A 17196-nucleotide genomic window follows, 5' to 3' on the forward strand; every position below is an offset into this window, starting at 1 on the left:
TACTTTTTTAAGGTACTGCTCGCGTTAAGCTGTTACACGATAAAGTTACTTAGTTAGCTGTCATAATTAGCCAGCTATCATTTTTAAAATTACCATTTCACAGTGCGATCACAATAGGAATATTATGTTTAAAAAGAAAATATTACTAACCATAACCGCCTTACTGCTAAGTAATGCTACTTATGCAACGCAATTAACGGTTGAAGAGTTACGCATTGAAAACGCGATAATTAAAATGCCTGAGGTAATGAAGGCTTTTACCACTAATATTGATGACTTTAAACAAGCATGGCAAGCAGCAGATAGTTATCAAAATGCTAAGAACATAACAATATTACACGCTCAAAAGCTCTGGTTCGACGCAAAAAACAAAGTACAATCGGCAGCAACACTCGACGATCGTCCTTTATACTGGGCTCGACTGCTTGCAAGTAAAGTTATTCGCTCAAATTCGCCATCATTCGAGCTTTCTATGCAGCAAACACAGGCTTTATTAACCTTGTTTGAACAAGGCTCTAGAGGACAAATGGATCTTGAGTATACGCAAGCCACTCATAAAAAAATATTATTAACCGGGTTCGACCCATTCTTGCTTGATAAAAATATTAACCAAAGTAACCCTTCAGGTATTGCTGCATTAAAGCTTGATGGTCAAGTAATTACCTATAAAGGTATTACAGCTGAAATTAACACAGTTATGATCCCTGTTCGCTATAAAGATTTTGATGAAGGACTCATTGAATCACTGCTTGCACCCTATTACGCATTAAATAATGTAGATATGATTGTAACCGTGAGTATGGGGCGTAAAGAATTTGATTTAGAGCGTTTTCCTGGCAAGCGTCGAAGTGTAACAGCACCCGATAATTTAAATATTCTTTCCGGTGGTACTAAAGAAGCCCCCATCATTTCCAAACTTCATAATAAACCATTACCTGGTGAAGAATTTGTGCTTTTTAGTCTTCCTATAAAGCAAATGCAGCTTGCTAAGGGCCCTTATAAAGTCATTGATAATCATAAAGTAACCAGTATCGATGAGTCACTCAAGCCAAAAGATATTGAGCCTCATACCCTGTCACAACTTAATGGTCATGTAGCGGTTAACGGATCAGGCGGTGGTTATTTATCAAATGAAATTTCATATCGCAGCATAAGATTAAGAGATCAGCTCAACTCCAATATCCCAACAGGTCATATACATACGCCTAGAATTCAACAATTTGAACCAGAAATTGAAGCGAAAATAGTACAGCAAATTCGCACTATGCTAGAGCTATCATTAGAAGCCATTTAACCTTATTGCGTAAAGTAATAATGTAAAAGGCGAATAAATTCGCCCCTACGATAATTATAATCAATCGCTTCATAGGACGTTTCTGTATGGGCGACTTCAGTCGTCTGTCCTACGGTGATAATAATCACCACCTTCGCAGGACATTTTTTGTAGGGGCGACTTCAGTCGCCTGATAATACCAATCAATTAACCACAACAAAGACCTCAATTATTTGACTATAATAAATACAAATCACATCAAAAAGATTTTGATTATGCCACGTACTAATCTTATTAAAGGTAGAACATCTCTTAAACATCATGTCTACCACATCACAACATGCACAGAAAATCGCAAACCATTCTTTCATAACTTTCAATGCGCTCGTTTGTTAATTAATGAAATGAAAGGCCTAACTAACCAACATGAAGTTAAATCCATTACCTGGGTGATCATGCCAGACCATTTACATTGGTTATTTCAGCTAACGTCAGATAAGAGTTTGTCAAAAATGATTCAAACATTAAAAGGTCGTAGTTCTAGAGCTATTAATAAACACAGCAACAAAATAAAATTTTCATGGCAACGCGGTTTTCATGATCATGCCATTAGAACAGAGGAAAGTTTAATAGCGGTATCACGATATATTGTCGCCAATCCATTACGCGCAGGTTTAGTAGAAAATGTGGGAGATTATCCGTTATGGGATTCAGTATATTTGGATGGCGATGAATAAACCTTTTGTAGAGGCGCTTTCTGTATTTGGCGAATAAATTCGCCCCTACGGTCATGATTTGAAAATTGTTCATATGTTATTTGCTATAGGGGCGTTTGTAGGGGCGACTTCAGTCGCCTGAACACAATACACGCCAATAACTTTGCATTATGTTATATCCCATTATTTGGCGAATAAATTCGCCCCTACGGTGATGATTTGAAAATTGTTAATATGTTATTTGCTATAGGGGCGTTTGTAAGGGCGACTTCTGTCGTCTGTTCACAATACACGCCGGTAACGCTGCATTATGTTATATCCCATTATTTGGCGAATAAATTCGCCCCTACGGTCATGATTTGAAAATTGTTCATATGTTATTTGCTATAGGGGCGTTTGTAGGGGCGACTTCAGTCGCCTGAACACAATACACGCCAATAACTTTGTATTATGTTATACCTCATTAATAGGCGAATAAATTCGCCCCTACAGTGATGCACTTCGAGATTGAATCTGCCAATTTCTTCTTGGTGCGGTATTTGAAAAACTAACAGCAGAAGAAGCGCTAATCGGTATACTGCAAATAAGAAAAAACCGACATAAAAGTCGGTTTTTTATAAGCTTACTATGGGTTTTATATAAAAATATAGCACCTCATATAATAAACCTAAAACGGCATTTTCATCCCTGGTGGTAATTGCATACCGCCAGTTAATGAGCCCATTTTATCTTTATTTTGTTCTTCTACACGGCGTACAGCATCATTTACTGCAGCAGCAAGTAGATCTTCAATAAGATCTTTATCATCTTCCATTAAGCTATCATCAAGCTCAACTTTACGTACGCTGTGGCTACCAGTCATAGTAACTTTAACCATACCTGCACCAGATTCACCTACCACTTCCATTTTGGCCAGTTCTTCTTGAGCTTTTTGCATTTTTTCTTGCATTTGTTGGGCTTGCTTCATCAAATTGCCCATACCGCCTTTCATCATTACTCTCTCCGATAAGTTATTTTAAAAATGGTTAAAAATATTTATTGCTCTCATTATACCAATATGGTGTCAAAGCAACATTTTAAAAGGTGTTATTAACAAAAAAATCAAATTGGCGTAATACTATCTTCATCCAAGGTCGCTTGAAAGTGTTGTACTAAGCCTTGTACCAATTCATCTTTTCTCAATAAGTCTTTTGCATAATCATAACGTTTATCATTTATATGTGACTGAATTTGATAAGGATCAGCAACGGTTTGCTCAACTATATTAATAGTTACTTGTATATTGCGTGATAAAAACTGACTGATACTTTGTTGTAGTTGCTGTTGCGCTGTGTCAGTGTATAAATGTTTTGTCGCTTGATTTAAGCATAAAATTAAATTGTTGTCTGTCGAATTCTCATCAATAGTTGCATGAATTGCTAACTGCCTTAAACGCGCAGTAAGCTCCATTGAATCAATCATATGTGCCCATTGATCAACTTGATTCGCTTTACGAATAGTTGCAGGGTCAATACTTTCCGCTTGATATGGCTCGGCAGGTTTAGGTAGCGCTATTTTTTCAACATCAGCCTTTGCTGAACCTGTATTTTCTGAGCCTTTGTTTAATGTACTTTGATTACCGATATCAACTTGACGCGCTATGGCGCCATCAGACTTTTTTCCCTGCTTATCCAATTGTTTTTTTCGGCTGCGTAACATATTACGAGTCGCTAACACTGAGCTTACCGGGCTATTAAATGCAGATGTATCATCTGCTTTTATTGGTGCAGTTGATGTATTCGTAGGATCTGCGTGCATGGGCTCTGGGTGTATAGGTCGCTCATTAAGAGTTTGCTCTTGAATCGCGGGCTTCTGATGTTGTTTTTCTTGTTCATGTTCATGTTCTTGTTTTTGTTCTTGTCCAGAAAAATTATTTTCTTGCGTCGGTGCTATTTCTTCTACGATACCTTGCGGTACAAAGTTTTGCGTGGCTAAATCTGGTGACGCTTCACCTTGTGGAACATAGCTATTATCTTCTGCAACATGAGGCACTTCATCTGCTTGACTTGAAAATGGTATTGGCTCAGCTTGTTGAATATCAACCGCCTGTTGCTCTATATCATGCATTTGTTGTGCTAAAGCTTGCTCATCACTTGAAGACGTTTCCATAAACGCATCATCTAAACTCTTGATGTCAGATACAGGAGCAGTTTGATTAAGTGCACTCGCTTCTATTGGCGGTAACGACTCTTTCTGCATTGGTTTAAACGCAAATAAACGCAGTAACGTCATATCAAACGCTGCTTGTTCATCTGATGCATAAGGCAAATCTTTACGGCCATTAACACAAATTTGATAAAAAAGTTGCACATCTTCTGCGGACATCGACTGACTAAATTTTTTCAGTAATTGTGCGTGTTCTGTAGGTAAATCAAAATGTTGATCAACAATTTGTAATATCGCTATTTGATGGAAAAGCTGTATAAGCTCAGCGTATAAACGGCTATAACTAGGCGCATAACTTGCTATTTCTTGGGATAACGCCATTAAACTTACCCCGTCTTGTTTTAATAACGCAATAACAATTTTATACACCCAATTTTGATCTAATCCACCTAACATTTCTTGAATATTAGGCAACGTTATATTGCCCTGACCTTGCGCTATCGCTTGGTCAGTTAAACTTAAAGAGTCACGCATACTGCCTCTGGCAGCTTTAGCCAGTAAGGTTAATGTACCACTAGCATGGGTAACGTTTTCATAGCCTAATATTTCGGTCAGTTTACTTTCAATTTGCTTAACCGTTAGCGCTTTTAAATGAAACTGTAAACAACGAGATAACACAGTAACCGGCAATTTTTGCGGATCGGTAGTCGCTAAAATAAATTTTACATGTTCAGGCGGCTCTTCTAACGTTTTCAATAACGCATTAAAGCTATTACGCGACAACATATGCACTTCATCAATAAGGTAGACTTTATAGCGACCACGTGTTGGCGCATACTGCACGTTATCTAGAATTTCTCTAGTGTCATCTACCTTAGTTTTTGAGGCTGCATCAATTTCAAGTAAATCAACAAATCTACCTTGATCTATTTCCAAACAGGTATCACATTTTCCACATGGTGTGGCTGTAATACCTGTTTCACAGTTCAAGCTTTTAGCAAAAATTCTGGCGATTGTGGTTTTACCCACACCTCGTGTTCCCGTAAATAAATACGCATGATGTAAACGTTGTTGCAGTAAAGCATTAACAAGTACAGTAACTACATGTTCTTGCCCTACAAGCTCTTCAAAACACTTGGGACGCCATTTTCTTGCTAAAACTTGATAACTCATATAATTTTATTCACCAGAATATTGCACAAGAGATGACGTAGTAAGGCCGATTGCTTCTAATCGCTTCTCACCCCCTAAGTCAGGTAAAGAAATAACAAAACCTGCATCCTTCACTTCAGCACCAATGCGGCGTATCAATTTCGTCGTCGCCTCGATAGTGCCACCGGTTGCAAGTAAGTCATCAATAATTAACACTTTGTCATCAACACTTAACGCATCACGATGAATTTCTAATACATCTTCACCATATTCAAGTTGATAAGCTTGTGCAAAAGTTTGTCTAGGAAGTTTACCGGGTTTACGAACAGGAATAAAACCAAGACCCAATGCTAGTGCTAAAGGCGCACCAAATAAGAAACCTCTAGCTTCAGTACCAACAACCTTGGTAAATCCTTGGTCTTTATATTTTTCAGTGAGCAGGTCTATCGTTAATGCAAAGGCTTCTGCGTTTTCTAGTAGACTAGTAACGTCGCGGAATAAAACACCTTCCACAGGGTAATCAGGGATTGCTTTGATGGCAGATTTTAATTGTGCTAATTGTTGTTCAGTCATTACTGTTCTTATACCGAGTAAAAATTTAATAATGACAAAGAATAAAACAATTCAGCCGATATTTATAGTGATGATCTTATTTACATTACTATTACAGGGCTATTTTTGTTCGGACATTACCCAGTAAACACTTTACTGTAGACATAAACTTAGTTTCATTCACAGGTTTAGTGACAACATTACTAAATAAATTAAATTCTGGTAAGTTTTCTACACTTTGTTTATTTTGCGTTGTCATAAACAAAACAGGCGTTGGCGCACAAAAAGGTGTTTGCTTAAGGTTTTTAGTTAAGGTTGCACCATTCATTAATGGCATAAGGTGATCAATAATATAAAGATGAAATGATTCTTTTTGCGCTTTTTCAAAGCCATCTAGCCCGTTAACCGCGGTAGTAATAGTGTACCCAACTGATGTTAATAGTTTACTAATATTTTCTCGTACACTTTTGTTGTCATCAATTACTAAAATATTCATATAAAACTTCACGCCTATATATCAATTAGTCCTTATTTCGGACTACGCTACAAAGATATAGCTTCCCTTCACGGTGCGTATTTTACCCTAAATAAAGATAATAACAAAGCCCAGTATTATTACAGTTTTATTCTAGTGTTACTATTTCCTTACACGATGTTGTTCTATTTATTTATGGTTAATTAAGCGGTCGTCTAGAGAAGTTATGTATGCGGGGATTGCTCAAACTAGTGCAGGTAAATCACCTTAAGAATAAAGCAGCTAAACACCAAAGATTAGGGCTGTCTGTACTCAGCCCTATAGCTTCCTATATGGCTGAGTACTCGCTGAGTATATGGCTAAGCATATAAAATATGGTTATTATGTTTTTTTATTTTGATCTAGGAAAAGCGTGATTAACTTAAGACTCGATGACGACATACTCTTATCTATATTATCAGCGTAAGCTTCGCCTTCCATATAGGTAAGTACTTGCTCACTTAATTGCTTTCCTAATTCGACACCCCATTGATCATAAGAATTTACTTGCCATAACATACCTTGTACAAAAATCTTGTGTTCATACAGGGCGAGCATGGCACCAAAGCATTTAGGTGTTAATGACTGCATTAACAAGGTACTACTTGGCGTATTTCCTTTCATCGTTTTATGCGGTGCTAAAGCAGTAATCTCTGTTTCAGTTAGGCCATTATTAAGCAATTCAGCCTTTACTTGTTCTATGTTTTTACCTTGCATTAATGCTTCACTTTGCGCAAAGCAATTAGCAACTAGCACTTTATGATGTTCCTCTAACAAACTTGTCCCTTGTAAAGCAACAATAAAGTCTGTTGGTATAATCTCATCACTTTGATGCATCAATTGCATAAAAGCATGTTGGCCATTGGTTCCTTCTTGTCCAAAGACAATCGGAGCTGTTTTCCAACTCAACTTTTCTCCTTCGCTAGACACTGACTTACCGTTACTTTCCATATCCGTCTGTTGAAGGTAGCCAGGAAGCGCTCTTAATGCATGATCATAGGGCAAAACAGCCAAACTGGCATAATCCAAGCCATTACGATTCCACAAACCAATCAACGCCATTAACACCGGCATATTTTCAGAGAAATCACTTTCTTGAAAGTGCTTATCCATTTGATAAGCCCCAGCCTTAAAAGCATTAAAATGTTCAGTACCAATAGCTAATGCCAAAGGTAAACCAACTGCAGACCATACAGAAAAACGTCCGCCAACCCAATCCCACATAGGCAGAACATGGCTAGGCTCTAAACCAAAGGCTTGTGCTTTATCCACATTACTACTTATCGCAAACCATTGTTTTGCAATCGCATTATCATCAGCTAGTTGCGTTAGCATCCAGGTTTTAATCGCTTTCGCATTTAACAAGGTTTCTTGTGTGGTAAACGTTTTAGAAATAATAACGACTAGCGTTGTAGCAGCATTGAGGGTATTAAGTTTTTCAGTAACAGCGCCGCCATCAACATTAGCAATAACATGCACCTTCAAGCCAGTACAGTGATAAGGTTGCAAAGCACTTAAACCAACTTTAATACCATAATAAGAGCCACCAATGCCAATAGCTAATACATCAGTAAACTTTTCTCCTGTTGCGCTTAGGAGTTTTCCTTTTTGTATATCATCAACAATATCAGCCATGCGTTGTTCAGTTGCTTCAACTTGCTTGGCTTCGTTTCCTAAGACTCGTTTCTTTACCTGTTCAGGTGCTCGTAATGCAGTATGTAAAACAGCACGCTGTTCAGTGTTATTTATTTTGTCACCACGGAACATCGATTGCATTTTTTGAGCTAACCCCTGAGTATTTGCCCAAGAAATTAACTGCGCGATCTCTGCTTTAGTGATGTTTTGTTTAGAATAATCGAGGTAAAGTTCAGCAGCACTGACAGAAAAATCGTCTGCTCTATTTGGCATACTGCGTAACGAATCAATTGCTGATTCGGCTGGTAAATCGAACAATGAAAAAATCGAACGTTCTTTCGCTAGCTTTGCCTTTTGTTGAATAGTTTTATTAAAGAGTTCCATATCTTGTTAGTGTACTTCCTGATTCACCGTTATTGTTTTCTTAAATTGATGCATTAGACTAAGTGCTTCTTAATTAATTTTTTTTCCTAACTTTTAGCTGAAGTTGATGCCGAAATATCTAACCAATCACGGCATCAATAACTAGTATAGCTATCACATTACGATAGTTATCATTACCTCAGTTTAAAAACTAAGACTATCACAATAACTATAGAGACAAGGTTTTCAAGAAATCTTTAAACTCTGCGCCTAACTCATGATGTCTTAATGCATATTCAACATTGGCTTTCATATAACCTAATTTGGAACCACAATCATGTGATTTACCTGTCATATGAAAAGCTTCAACCGTTTCTTTTTCCATTAACATCGCAATAGCATCAGTTAATTGAATTTCATCTCCTGCACCTGGAGGCGTTATTCTTAATAATTCCCATATTTTTTCAGATAACACATAACGACCAACAACGGCTAAGTTTGAAGGCGCATCTTCGACTGCAGGTTTTTCAACAACCGCTGTCATAGGTTGTGATTCGCCAGGAGCTAGCTCAACGCCACCACAATCAACTACACCATAACTACTTACTTGTTCCATAGGTACAGGTTCAACCATTATTTGGCTATAACCACCCACATCTTGGTATCTGCGAAGCATTGCCGCTAAATTTTCAGTTTTTAAATTAGCAGAAGCTTCATCTAAAATAACATCAGGTAATACTACAACAAATGGCTCTTCGCCAATAATAGGTCGTGCTTTTAATACCGCATGACCAAGCCCTTTTGCTTCACCTTGGCGAACATGTAATATGGTGACATCTTTAGGACAAATTGCTTGAATCTCTTCAAGCAATTGACGTTTAACACGTTTTTCTAATGTAGTTTCAAGCTCAAATGATTTATCAAAATGATTTTCAATAGCGTTTTTAGAAGAGTGAGTAACCAATACTATTTCTTTAATACCTGCAGCAACACATTCGTCAACAATATATTGAATTAATGGCTTATCAACTATCGGTAGCATTTCTTTTGGAATAGCTTTAGTCGCTGGTAACATACGTGTACCTAACCCTGCGACAGGAATTACGGCTTTGGTTATTTTCTTGTTCATTCTAATCCTTCATTTTTAATTAATACAAAAAAAACATATCCTATGCTACACCTGCCTTATGTTAATAGTAAATACGTAACTTACCTTATTTACAATTATGCTGGTGATTAGTTGTTATTTGAGCATTTTAATCAAGTTCTTGTATCAAGAGAGCATTAATATAAGTGTTAGTGTAACTATTACTTTAACTATTCATTTAACAATAAAGCAAAAAAACAGAGCACAGCCTCTCGTCATAGGTTCTCGCAATAAAATTTATAATAAACGAAACAAACTAATTAAATTGTAAAATAAAGTTACATCCCTTGTTGCTATCATCTAGGTCAAGTATCATTACTGTTCGACATTTATCTAATTTGTTTGTAATCACTTTTTACATTCATGGTTTATTCAATGGTTTTACCCAACAATTTCATTTTTATTAACAACTTAATAGCCAAATTACCTCAGAAAAAAATAGCGCAAGCTATCTGTCTCTGCTTGTTAATTTATATCGCTTTTATCTTGGCCAAGATCACCTGGATGATAATGCCAACGGCGGGACAAAGCATTGGTAATAAAAATGCAGGTAATCTCAGTGCCGCTCAACGACAAGCACAAAATCAATTACAAGGTAATAAGGTTGATTTATCGCAATTACAATCGTTGCATTTGTTTGGCGAGTATAATCAAGTAGCCAAAACACAAACGATAGAAGAAATCACCTCAGCACCTGAAACGCGTTTACAACTGACCTTATCAGGTTTAGTGGCCAGTGATAATATGGCGATTGCGGCTGCGGTTATTGAACATAATAAAAAGCAAGCGACCTACGGTATTGATGACATTATTGAAGGTACGCGGGCAACGCTTGAAAAAGTATTAATTGACCGGGTTATCATTAAGCAGTCAGGACGTTTAGAAACCTTGATGCTTGATGGCGCTGACTATAATCAACCGGCGCAAAGTGTGTCGCATAAAAAAGCGCACAATGCGAATGCCGCTGAGCGAAGTGGCCCGAAAGTCGCTCCTGAAAAGGGCACGGTCATTGACCAACGCAAGAATGATAATTTAAAACAAGCAGCACAACAGTTACGTAATGATTTAAACAACAATCCAGGAAAAATAACCGATTACCTTCGCATTACACCGGCCCGTAAAAACGGTCAGATTTCGGGGTATCGTTTATCACCGGGTAAAAGTCCTGAGTTTTTTGCCTTATCGGGTTTAAAGTCAGGCGATGTAGCAACACAAATGAATGGGCATGATTTATTGGTGCCTTTAGAGGCAGCACAAGCGATGTCAGCCTTAAAAACAGCACAAAACATTTCATTGTTAGTTGAGCGAAACAACGAGCTAATTGAAATAATGTTTAGTATTGAATAACAACCTATTTTAGCATTAACGTTTGCATTTATCTTGAGTGTGAGCCTTTAGTATTAACCTTTGGTATTCATCGTGGATAGCAAAGAAGCAATAAGGAATTTTTCATGGGCACAACCTTAAACGCCATTGTGGTTAAGCCATTACGCCACAAGTTTAAGCAACTTCAATCATTGAGTTTGGTTTTAGTGACAGCATTGAGCTTTAGCGGTATTTTTGCGGTGGGACAAGCGAGCGCTGCGGAGTATTCGCCAAGCTTTAAAGACACAGAAATTGTCGAGTTTGTCACTATTGTGGGTAAAAACTTGAAAAAGACCATGATTGTTGACCCGAACGTGCGCGGTAAAATTAATGTGCGCAGTTATGACTTGTTATCGGAAGAGCAATATTATCAGTTTTTCTTAAACGTGTTAGCGGTGTATGGGTTTGCGGCGATTGAGCGTGAAAACAACATTGTAAAAATCATTCGTAATAAAGATGCTAAAACCTCAGCTATTCCGGTAGTTGACAGCGGCGGCAGTATTGTTGGCGATGAAATGGTGACACGCATTGTTGAAGTAAAGAATGTCACGGTACGTGAGCTTGTGCCGTTATTGCGTCAACTGTCTGACCAAGCAGGTGGCGGTAACGTCACAAACTATGACCCAGCTAACGTCATTATGTTAACGGGTACAGCGGCGACGGTTAATCGTTTAGTGAACATCATTGAACGTGTTGATAGAGCGGGTGACCAAGACGTAGAAATTATTAAATTACAATATGCATCAGCAGGTGAGATGGTGCGTATTATTGAAGCGATGAATAAGCCAAGTGCCGGTAAAACAGCGCAAGCAACCTTCTTAATTCCGACCATTGTTGCCGATGACCGCAGTAACAGCGTTATTGTTAGTGGTGAAGTAAAAGCACGTGAGCGCGTTGTGCGTTTAGTGAAGCGACTTGATAGCGAATTAGAGAGCAACGGCAATACCCGTGTTTACTACTTAAAATACTCAAAAGCTGAAGATTTAGTCAAAGTGCTTAGCGGTGTTAGTAAAACTATATCTTCTGAAGCACAAGCGTCAAGAGCCGGTGGTAAAACAAATGGACAAAACGAAACCAGTATCGAAGCCCATGAAGCAACCAATACCGTTGTTATCACCGGACAACCTGAGATGTTACGTTCATTAGAAGGCGTTATTCGCCAATTAGACGTACCAAGAGCACAAGTTCATATTGAAGCCATTATTGTTGAAGTCTATGAAAGCGATGGCGCACAACTAGGTGTGCAATGGTACAGTGAAGCGGGTGGTTTTACTCAGTTCACTAACGGCGTAGCGCCTGTTTCAAGTATTGCCGCGGGTGTTAAAGCTGCGGACAGTATTGATGGTGATACCGTTCCTGCGGTGTACTCTTCTGAAACGGGTGAGAAAATTTCAGATGAATATACACTCAATGATACCGACGGTGATTACACTTTATTAGCGCAGCTATTGGGTACTGTTAGTGGCGGTATGTTTGGTATTATGAAAAATGACTGGGGCGCGATTGTACAAGCAGTTAGCTCAGACACTAACTCTAATATTCTAGCAACCCCTAGCATTACCACCATGGATAATGAAGAAGCATACTTCTTAGTAGGCCAAGAAATCCCAGTGATTACAGGCTCTCAAACGGGTAGTAATAACGATAATCCTTTTCAAACGGTTGAACGTCAAGAAGTGGGAATTAAATTATTAGTGACGCCACAAATTAACGAAGGTAACAGCGTACAGCTTACCATTGAGCAAGAAGTCTCCTCGGTGAGTGGCGCAACGGGTGTCGATATTTCAATTAACAAACGTGAAATCAAAACCACCGTGATGGTAGAAAGTGGTCAAACGGTTATCTTAGGTGGCTTGATTGATGAAGATGTACAAGAAAGCGTGCAAAAAGTACCGTTACTTGGTGACATCCCGATTATTGGTCACTTATTTAAGTCAACAAGCAGTAGCACGCGTAAGCGTAACTTGATGGTATTTCTTAAGCCGCAAATCATTACTGATTCAGCAATGATGCACAGTATGGCGAAAGAGAAATATAACTTTATTCGCGCAGACCAATTACGCAAGCAAGAAGAAGGTTTATCGTTAATGGACGATGATAACCTACCTCTTTTGCCGCAGTGGAGTGATGAATTAACATTACCGCCATCGTTTGAAGCGTATCAAGAATCAGTACAAGACGATAAGCGCCTTAAAGAATACTCAGTAAAAGACGACTTGCCGGTCAATGATGTTAAAGAGAATGATGAATAATGTCTGACGATGTAATAAAAGACAGCGGAGCAAGCAAAAGCAACACGGTCGCTACAATCGACGAGCAAAGCGCAACAGCGCTTGGTGAGTCGGTTGACTTGGACCATGCGGCCATTGCAGATGATGTTGACAGCTTAGTGGAGAGTTTAGTCAGTAATACCTCGGGTATAGTACAACTGAGGCGAGCGCTGATAACAACGCTAACAACGCAGCAGATAACCTAAGCGACAGTGAGCGTGAAGCGTTAACTGAAATCAGTGAAGAAACCGCTATCGCGTGGCGTTTACCGTTTGCCTTTGCGAAACGTTTTGGCGTATTGCTCGCTAAAGAAGATGAGCACTATGTGCTGCATTGCTTGGCCAATATCAGCGTTGATACCATTGTTGAAGTGCGCCGTATTATTAAAGCGCCCTTTAGCTTTCGAGTACAAGAAGTTGCCGCCTTTGAGTTATTACTCACGCAAGCGTATCAACGTGATTCATCAGAAGCGCAGCAGATGATGGAAGATATTGGTAACGAAGTTGATTTATACTCCCTTGCTGATGAGATGACCGAAAGCGAAGATTTACTCGAAAATGAAGATGACGCGCCAATCATCAAACTCATTAATGCGATGCTCAGTGAGGCCATTAAAGAAGGTGCCAGTGATATTCACATTGAAACCTTTGAAAATGCCCTGCAAATACGTTTTCGTGTTGATGGTGTGTTACGTGAAGTATTAAAACCGAATCGTAAACTTGCCTCATTGCTTGTTTCACGTATTAAGGTCATGGCGAAGCTTGATATCGCTGAAAAACGTATCCCACAAGATGGTCGTATTTCATTGCGTATTGGTGGTCGTGCAGTTGATGTACGTGTATCGACCATGCCAACCGGTCATGGTGAGCGCGTAGTATTACGTTTACTTGATAAAAACGCTGCGCGATTAGATTTACAAGATTTAGGCATGACTGATGCTAATCGTCACGCCTTTGGTCAGCTAATTGAAAAACCGCACGGTATTATCCTTGTTACTGGGCCAACGGGCTCGGGTAAAAGTACGACCTTGTATGCGGGATTAACACAAATCGATGAGCGTGAACGTAATATTCTAACCGTCGAAGACCCAATCGAATTTGCGATTGAAGGCATTGGACAAACCCAAGTGAACACCAAGGTCGACATGACCTTCGCCAGAGGCTTACGTGCTATTTTACGTCAAGACCCGGATGTTGTGATGGTGGGTGAGATTCGCGATTTAGAAACGGCACAAATCGGCGTGCAAGCCAGTTTAACTGGTCATTTAGTCTTATCGACCTTGCATACCAATACGGCTGCTGGGGCAATAACGCGAATGGAAGATATGGGCGTTGAGCCGTTCTTATTATCGTCGAGTTTATTGGGCGTACTGGCGCAGCGCTTAGTGAGAACCTTGTGTCCACATTGTAGAGAAAGTCATTTACCCAGTGCAGAAGAGTGCACGTTACTGAATTTACCGAGCGACAATCAACAAGTGATTTACCACCCGAAAGGTTGCAAGGAATGTAACTTTAAAGGTTATCGTGGCAGAACCGGTATTCATGAATTACTCGTGGTTGATGACACTGTCCGTGAGTTGATTCATAACGGGCATGGTGAGCAAGGTATAGAGAAATATATACGCACCAACACCGCGTCAATTAGACGTGATGGCTTTGATAAAGTTATGTTGGGGCAAACAACGCTTGAAGAAGTATTGCGCGTTACCCGAGAAGATTAATGGCACATTTACAAACAACAAGAAATGATTAAAAAATATGGCAGCATTTGATTACCTTGCGGTTGATAGCCGTGGGAAAAATAAAAAAGGTGTTATTGAAGGTGATACACCAAGGCAAGCCCGCGCATTATTGCGTGAACAAGGTTTAATGCCGACGGAAGTAACCCCTACCCTTACTCATAATAAAAGTAAAACAGGTAAAGCTAGCTCGGGTAAGAGCAAAGGCACAGGAAAAATATCTGCTGCTGAATTGTCTTTAATTACTCGCCAGTTAGCTACCTTAGTAGAGTCGGGATTACCACTAGAAGAGTCGCTAGTAGCCGTTGCCGAGCAAGGTGAAAAAAATCGTATTAAAAGTATGATTATGGGTGTGCGCACCAAGGTAACTGAAGGTTATGGCTTAGCAGAAAGTCTCGCTGAATATCCAAAAGTATTTAATCATTTATACCGTGCTATGGTTGCGGCAGGTGAAAAATCAGGACATTTAGATAAAGTATTAAACCGTTTAGCTGATTATACTGAAAAACGAGAACAGATGCGTTCTCAACTTATTCAAGCCTTAGTGTACCCTGTTATTATGACAGTGGTTGCTATTGGTGTAATCGCGATATTGTTAACTAAAGTTGTTCCCCAGATTGTAGGGCAATTTGAGCACATGGGCGCAAATTTACCTGGTTCAACTAAATTTTTAATTGCCAGCAGTGAGTTTTTACAAGCGAATGGTCTTTTGATTGTTTTATTCATTGCCGGTCTTATGTTAATAGTTTCAGAGCTATTGAAGAAACCAAAGTATCAGATGATCTTCCATCAAAGACTTATCTACTTACCGGGTATTGGTAAAGTAGCTAAAGGTCTTAATACTGCACGTTTTGCTAGAACCTTAAGTATACTGTCCGCGAGTGCTGTGCCGTTATTAGAAAGTATGAAAATTTCAGGCGAAGTACTTGATAACTTATACATTAAACAGCAAGTAAAGTTAGCGTCAGACAAAGTACGTGAAGGATCAAGTCTACATTTATCACTTGAACAAACAAAATTATTTCCACCAATGATGTTGCATATGATCGCCAGTGGTGAAAAAAGTGGTCAAATAGAGCAAATGTTAGGTCGCGCCGCTGACAACCAAGATAACGAATTTGAAGCATTAATGAATATATCATTAAAAGCATTCGAACCCGCGTTAATGGTAGGCATGGCAGGGGTTGTTTTATTTATAGTTATGGCCATATTAGAGCCTATATTGAAGTTAAATACCTTTGTTGGTGGATAAACGTAATATGAAGCGAGATCCTGAATCAAGTAGATCAGGCGACTGAAGCCGCCCCTACAAAACGTCCTATGAAGGTGTTGATTATTTCACTGTAGGGGCGAATTTATTCGCCTAATAATGGGATATAACATAATGCAGAGGTTAGTAGTGTGTATTGTGGACAGGCGACTGAAGTCGCCCCTACATACGCCCTAACAAAAACATTGTTAGGCGAAGGTGAACAACATCACCGTAGGGGCGAATTTATTCGCCTAATAATGCGATATAACATAATGCAGAGGTTAATAGCGTTTATTGTGAAAAGGCGACTGAAGCCGCCCCTACAAAACGTCCTATGAAGGTGTTGATTATTTCACTGTAGGGGCGAATTTATTCGCCTAATAATGGGATATAACATAATGCAGAGGTTAGTAGTGTGTATTGTGGACAGGCGACTGAAGTCGCCCCTACAAAAAGATCCTACGAAGTGATTGAATTATTTAACCGTAGGGGCGAATTTATTCGCCTAATAATGTGTTCAGGCAACAATCTCCGTCATTCCGTAGGTCGCTTAATACGGAATCTCAGGATAATAGAAGTTAAATTTATAAAAGTAATTAGGAAAAAATAATGATTAAGAAAAATTTAAAAAATACACACAAAAAAGCACAAGGTTTTACGCTATTAGAAGTAATGGTGGTAATTGTAATTATCGGCATGATGTTAAGTGTGGTGGTACCAAACTTAATGGGTAGCCAAGACACAGCTAAATTACAAAAGGCCGTGCAAGATGTTACCGCACTAGAAAACTCTTTAAGTATGTATAAATTAGATAACTACGATTATCCAAGTACTGAACAAGGGTTAGAAGCATTAACAGATCAAACCGATATTGAACCTATCCCACGTCGCTTTCCTGATGGTGGTTATGTAAAACGTCTTCCTAAAGATCCGTGGGGCAACGAATACTTTTTATTGAATCCAGGCGAGCAAGGAAAAATGGATGTATTTACTGCAGGACCAGACGGAGAGGTTGGCACTGAAGATGATATTGGTAATTGGAATTTGGGCGATTACCAGTAATTGAATTTAATA

The 17196-nt window shown here is 39.0% G+C and carries 14 protein-coding genes; 8 read left to right on the forward strand and 6 right to left on the reverse strand.

Translation table 11 applies throughout. The features are described 5' to 3' along the window. The first annotated feature begins 124 nt into the window (after window positions 1–124). Both GQS55_RS15475 and GQS55_RS15480 read left to right on the forward strand, forming a co-directional pair. Window positions 125–1294: a hypothetical protein gene (locus GQS55_RS15475; protein WP_159821348.1), complete on the forward strand. Its 1170-nt coding sequence runs from the start codon at window positions 125–127 to the stop codon at window positions 1292–1294. Between the two features lie 254 nt (window positions 1295–1548). Next, the gene (locus tag GQS55_RS15480) at window positions 1549–2010 is read left to right on the forward strand and encodes an REP-associated tyrosine transposase (RefSeq protein ID WP_159821349.1); all 462 of its coding nucleotides are present in this window, start codon (window positions 1549–1551) and stop codon (window positions 2008–2010) included. Between the two features lie 646 nt (window positions 2011–2656). On the opposite strand, the gene GQS55_RS15485 is transcribed toward GQS55_RS15480, so the two are convergent. The 6 genes from GQS55_RS15485 to galU form a co-directional block, all read right to left on the reverse strand. After that, window positions 2657–2983: a YbaB/EbfC family nucleoid-associated protein gene (locus tag GQS55_RS15485; protein WP_159821350.1), complete on the reverse strand. Its 327-nt coding sequence runs from the start codon at window positions 2981–2983 to the stop codon at window positions 2657–2659. A gap of 107 nt (window positions 2984–3090) precedes the next feature. Then, window positions 3091–5307 carry a DNA polymerase III subunit gamma/tau gene (dnaX, locus tag GQS55_RS15490; protein WP_159821351.1) on the reverse strand — a complete coding sequence of 739 codons (2217 nt, stop codon included), beginning with the start codon at window positions 5305–5307 and terminating at the stop codon, window positions 3091–3093. A 6-nt stretch (window positions 5308–5313) separates the two neighbouring features. Next, window positions 5314–5859: an adenine phosphoribosyltransferase gene (gene apt / locus GQS55_RS15495; protein WP_159821352.1), complete on the reverse strand. Its 546-nt coding sequence runs from the start codon at window positions 5857–5859 to the stop codon at window positions 5314–5316. 91 nt (window positions 5860–5950) lie between these two features. Next, a complete protein-coding gene (locus tag GQS55_RS15500; RefSeq protein WP_159821353.1) occupies window positions 5951–6334 on the reverse strand; it encodes a response regulator in 384 nt (127 codons plus the stop codon). Window positions 6335–6694: 360 nt separating this feature from the next. After that, entirely contained in the window at window positions 6695–8371 is a 1677-nt protein-coding gene (gene pgi, locus GQS55_RS15505) for a glucose-6-phosphate isomerase (protein WP_159821354.1), read from the reverse strand. A 208-nt stretch (window positions 8372–8579) separates the two neighbouring features. Further along, entirely contained in the window at window positions 8580–9479 is a 900-nt protein-coding gene (gene galU / locus GQS55_RS15510; RefSeq protein ID WP_159821355.1) for a UTP--glucose-1-phosphate uridylyltransferase GalU, read from the reverse strand. Between the two features lie 393 nt (window positions 9480–9872). On the opposite strand from galU, the gene gspC reads away from it, so the two are divergent. From gspC to gspG, 6 genes are all read left to right on the forward strand, one after another. Further along, entirely contained in the window at window positions 9873–10844 is a 972-nt protein-coding gene (gspC, locus tag GQS55_RS15515; protein ID WP_159821356.1) for a type II secretion system protein GspC, read from the forward strand. 104 nt (window positions 10845–10948) lie between these two features. Then, window positions 10949–13114 carry a type II secretion system secretin GspD gene (gspD, locus tag GQS55_RS15520; protein ID WP_159821357.1) on the forward strand — a complete coding sequence of 722 codons (2166 nt, stop codon included), beginning with the start codon at window positions 10949–10951 and terminating at the stop codon, window positions 13112–13114. Beyond that, window positions 13114–13338 (forward strand): hypothetical protein, encoded by a 225-nt coding sequence (locus GQS55_RS15525; protein ID WP_159821358.1) that lies wholly within the window; start codon window positions 13114–13116, stop codon window positions 13336–13338. Before gspD ends, GQS55_RS15525 begins: the two co-directional genes overlap by 1 nt. 29 nt (window positions 13339–13367) lie before the next feature. Beyond that, window positions 13368–14852 carry a type II secretion system ATPase GspE gene (gene gspE / locus GQS55_RS15530; protein ID WP_159822913.1) on the forward strand — a complete coding sequence of 495 codons (1485 nt, stop codon included), beginning with the start codon at window positions 13368–13370 and terminating at the stop codon, window positions 14850–14852. Between the two features lie 37 nt (window positions 14853–14889). Beyond that, complete coding sequence (gene gspF, locus GQS55_RS15535; RefSeq protein ID WP_159821359.1) at window positions 14890–16122, forward strand: type II secretion system inner membrane protein GspF; 1233 nt, start codon at window positions 14890–14892, stop codon at window positions 16120–16122. Between the two features lie 609 nt (window positions 16123–16731). Next, window positions 16732–17184, forward strand: coding sequence for a type II secretion system major pseudopilin GspG (gene gspG / locus GQS55_RS15540; protein WP_159821360.1), 453 nt, complete (start codon window positions 16732–16734; stop codon window positions 17182–17184). Window positions 17185–17196 lie beyond the last annotated feature (12 nt).

Origin of the sequence: Colwellia sp. 20A7 (genome assembly GCF_009832865.1) — a bacterium.
Taxonomy (GTDB): domain Bacteria; phylum Pseudomonadota; class Gammaproteobacteria; order Enterobacterales; family Alteromonadaceae; genus Colwellia.

Bases quoted from the DNA above. Each gene is read 5' to 3' on its own strand.
- GQS55_RS15475 (WP_159821348.1), top strand. From the start codon at position 125: ATGTTTAAAAAGAAAATATTACTAACCATAACCGCCTTACTGCTAAGT.
- GQS55_RS15480 (WP_159821349.1), top strand. From the start codon at position 1,549: ATGCCACGTACTAATCTTATTAAAGGTAGAACATCTCTTAAACATCAT.
- GQS55_RS15485 (WP_159821350.1), bottom strand. From the start codon at position 2,983: ATGATGAAAGGCGGTATGGGCAATTTGATGAAGCAAGCCCAACAAATG.
- dnaX (WP_159821351.1), bottom strand. From the start codon at position 5,307: ATGAGTTATCAAGTTTTAGCAAGAAAATGGCGTCCCAAGTGTTTTGAA.
- apt (WP_159821352.1), bottom strand. From the start codon at position 5,859: ATGACTGAACAACAATTAGCACAATTAAAATCTGCCATCAAAGCAATC.
- GQS55_RS15500 (WP_159821353.1), bottom strand. From the start codon at position 6,334: ATGAATATTTTAGTAATTGATGACAACAAAAGTGTACGAGAAAATATT.
- pgi (WP_159821354.1), bottom strand. From the start codon at position 8,371: ATGGAACTCTTTAATAAAACTATTCAACAAAAGGCAAAGCTAGCGAAA.
- galU (WP_159821355.1), bottom strand. From the start codon at position 9,479: ATGAACAAGAAAATAACCAAAGCCGTAATTCCTGTCGCAGGGTTAGGT.
- gspC (WP_159821356.1), top strand. From the start codon at position 9,873: ATGGTTTTACCCAACAATTTCATTTTTATTAACAACTTAATAGCCAAA.
- gspD (WP_159821357.1), top strand. From the start codon at position 10,949: ATGGGCACAACCTTAAACGCCATTGTGGTTAAGCCATTACGCCACAAG.
- GQS55_RS15525 (WP_159821358.1), top strand. From the start codon at position 13,114: ATGTCTGACGATGTAATAAAAGACAGCGGAGCAAGCAAAAGCAACACG.
- gspF (WP_159821359.1), top strand. From the start codon at position 14,890: ATGGCAGCATTTGATTACCTTGCGGTTGATAGCCGTGGGAAAAATAAA.
- gspG (WP_159821360.1), top strand. From the start codon at position 16,732: ATGATTAAGAAAAATTTAAAAAATACACACAAAAAAGCACAAGGTTTT.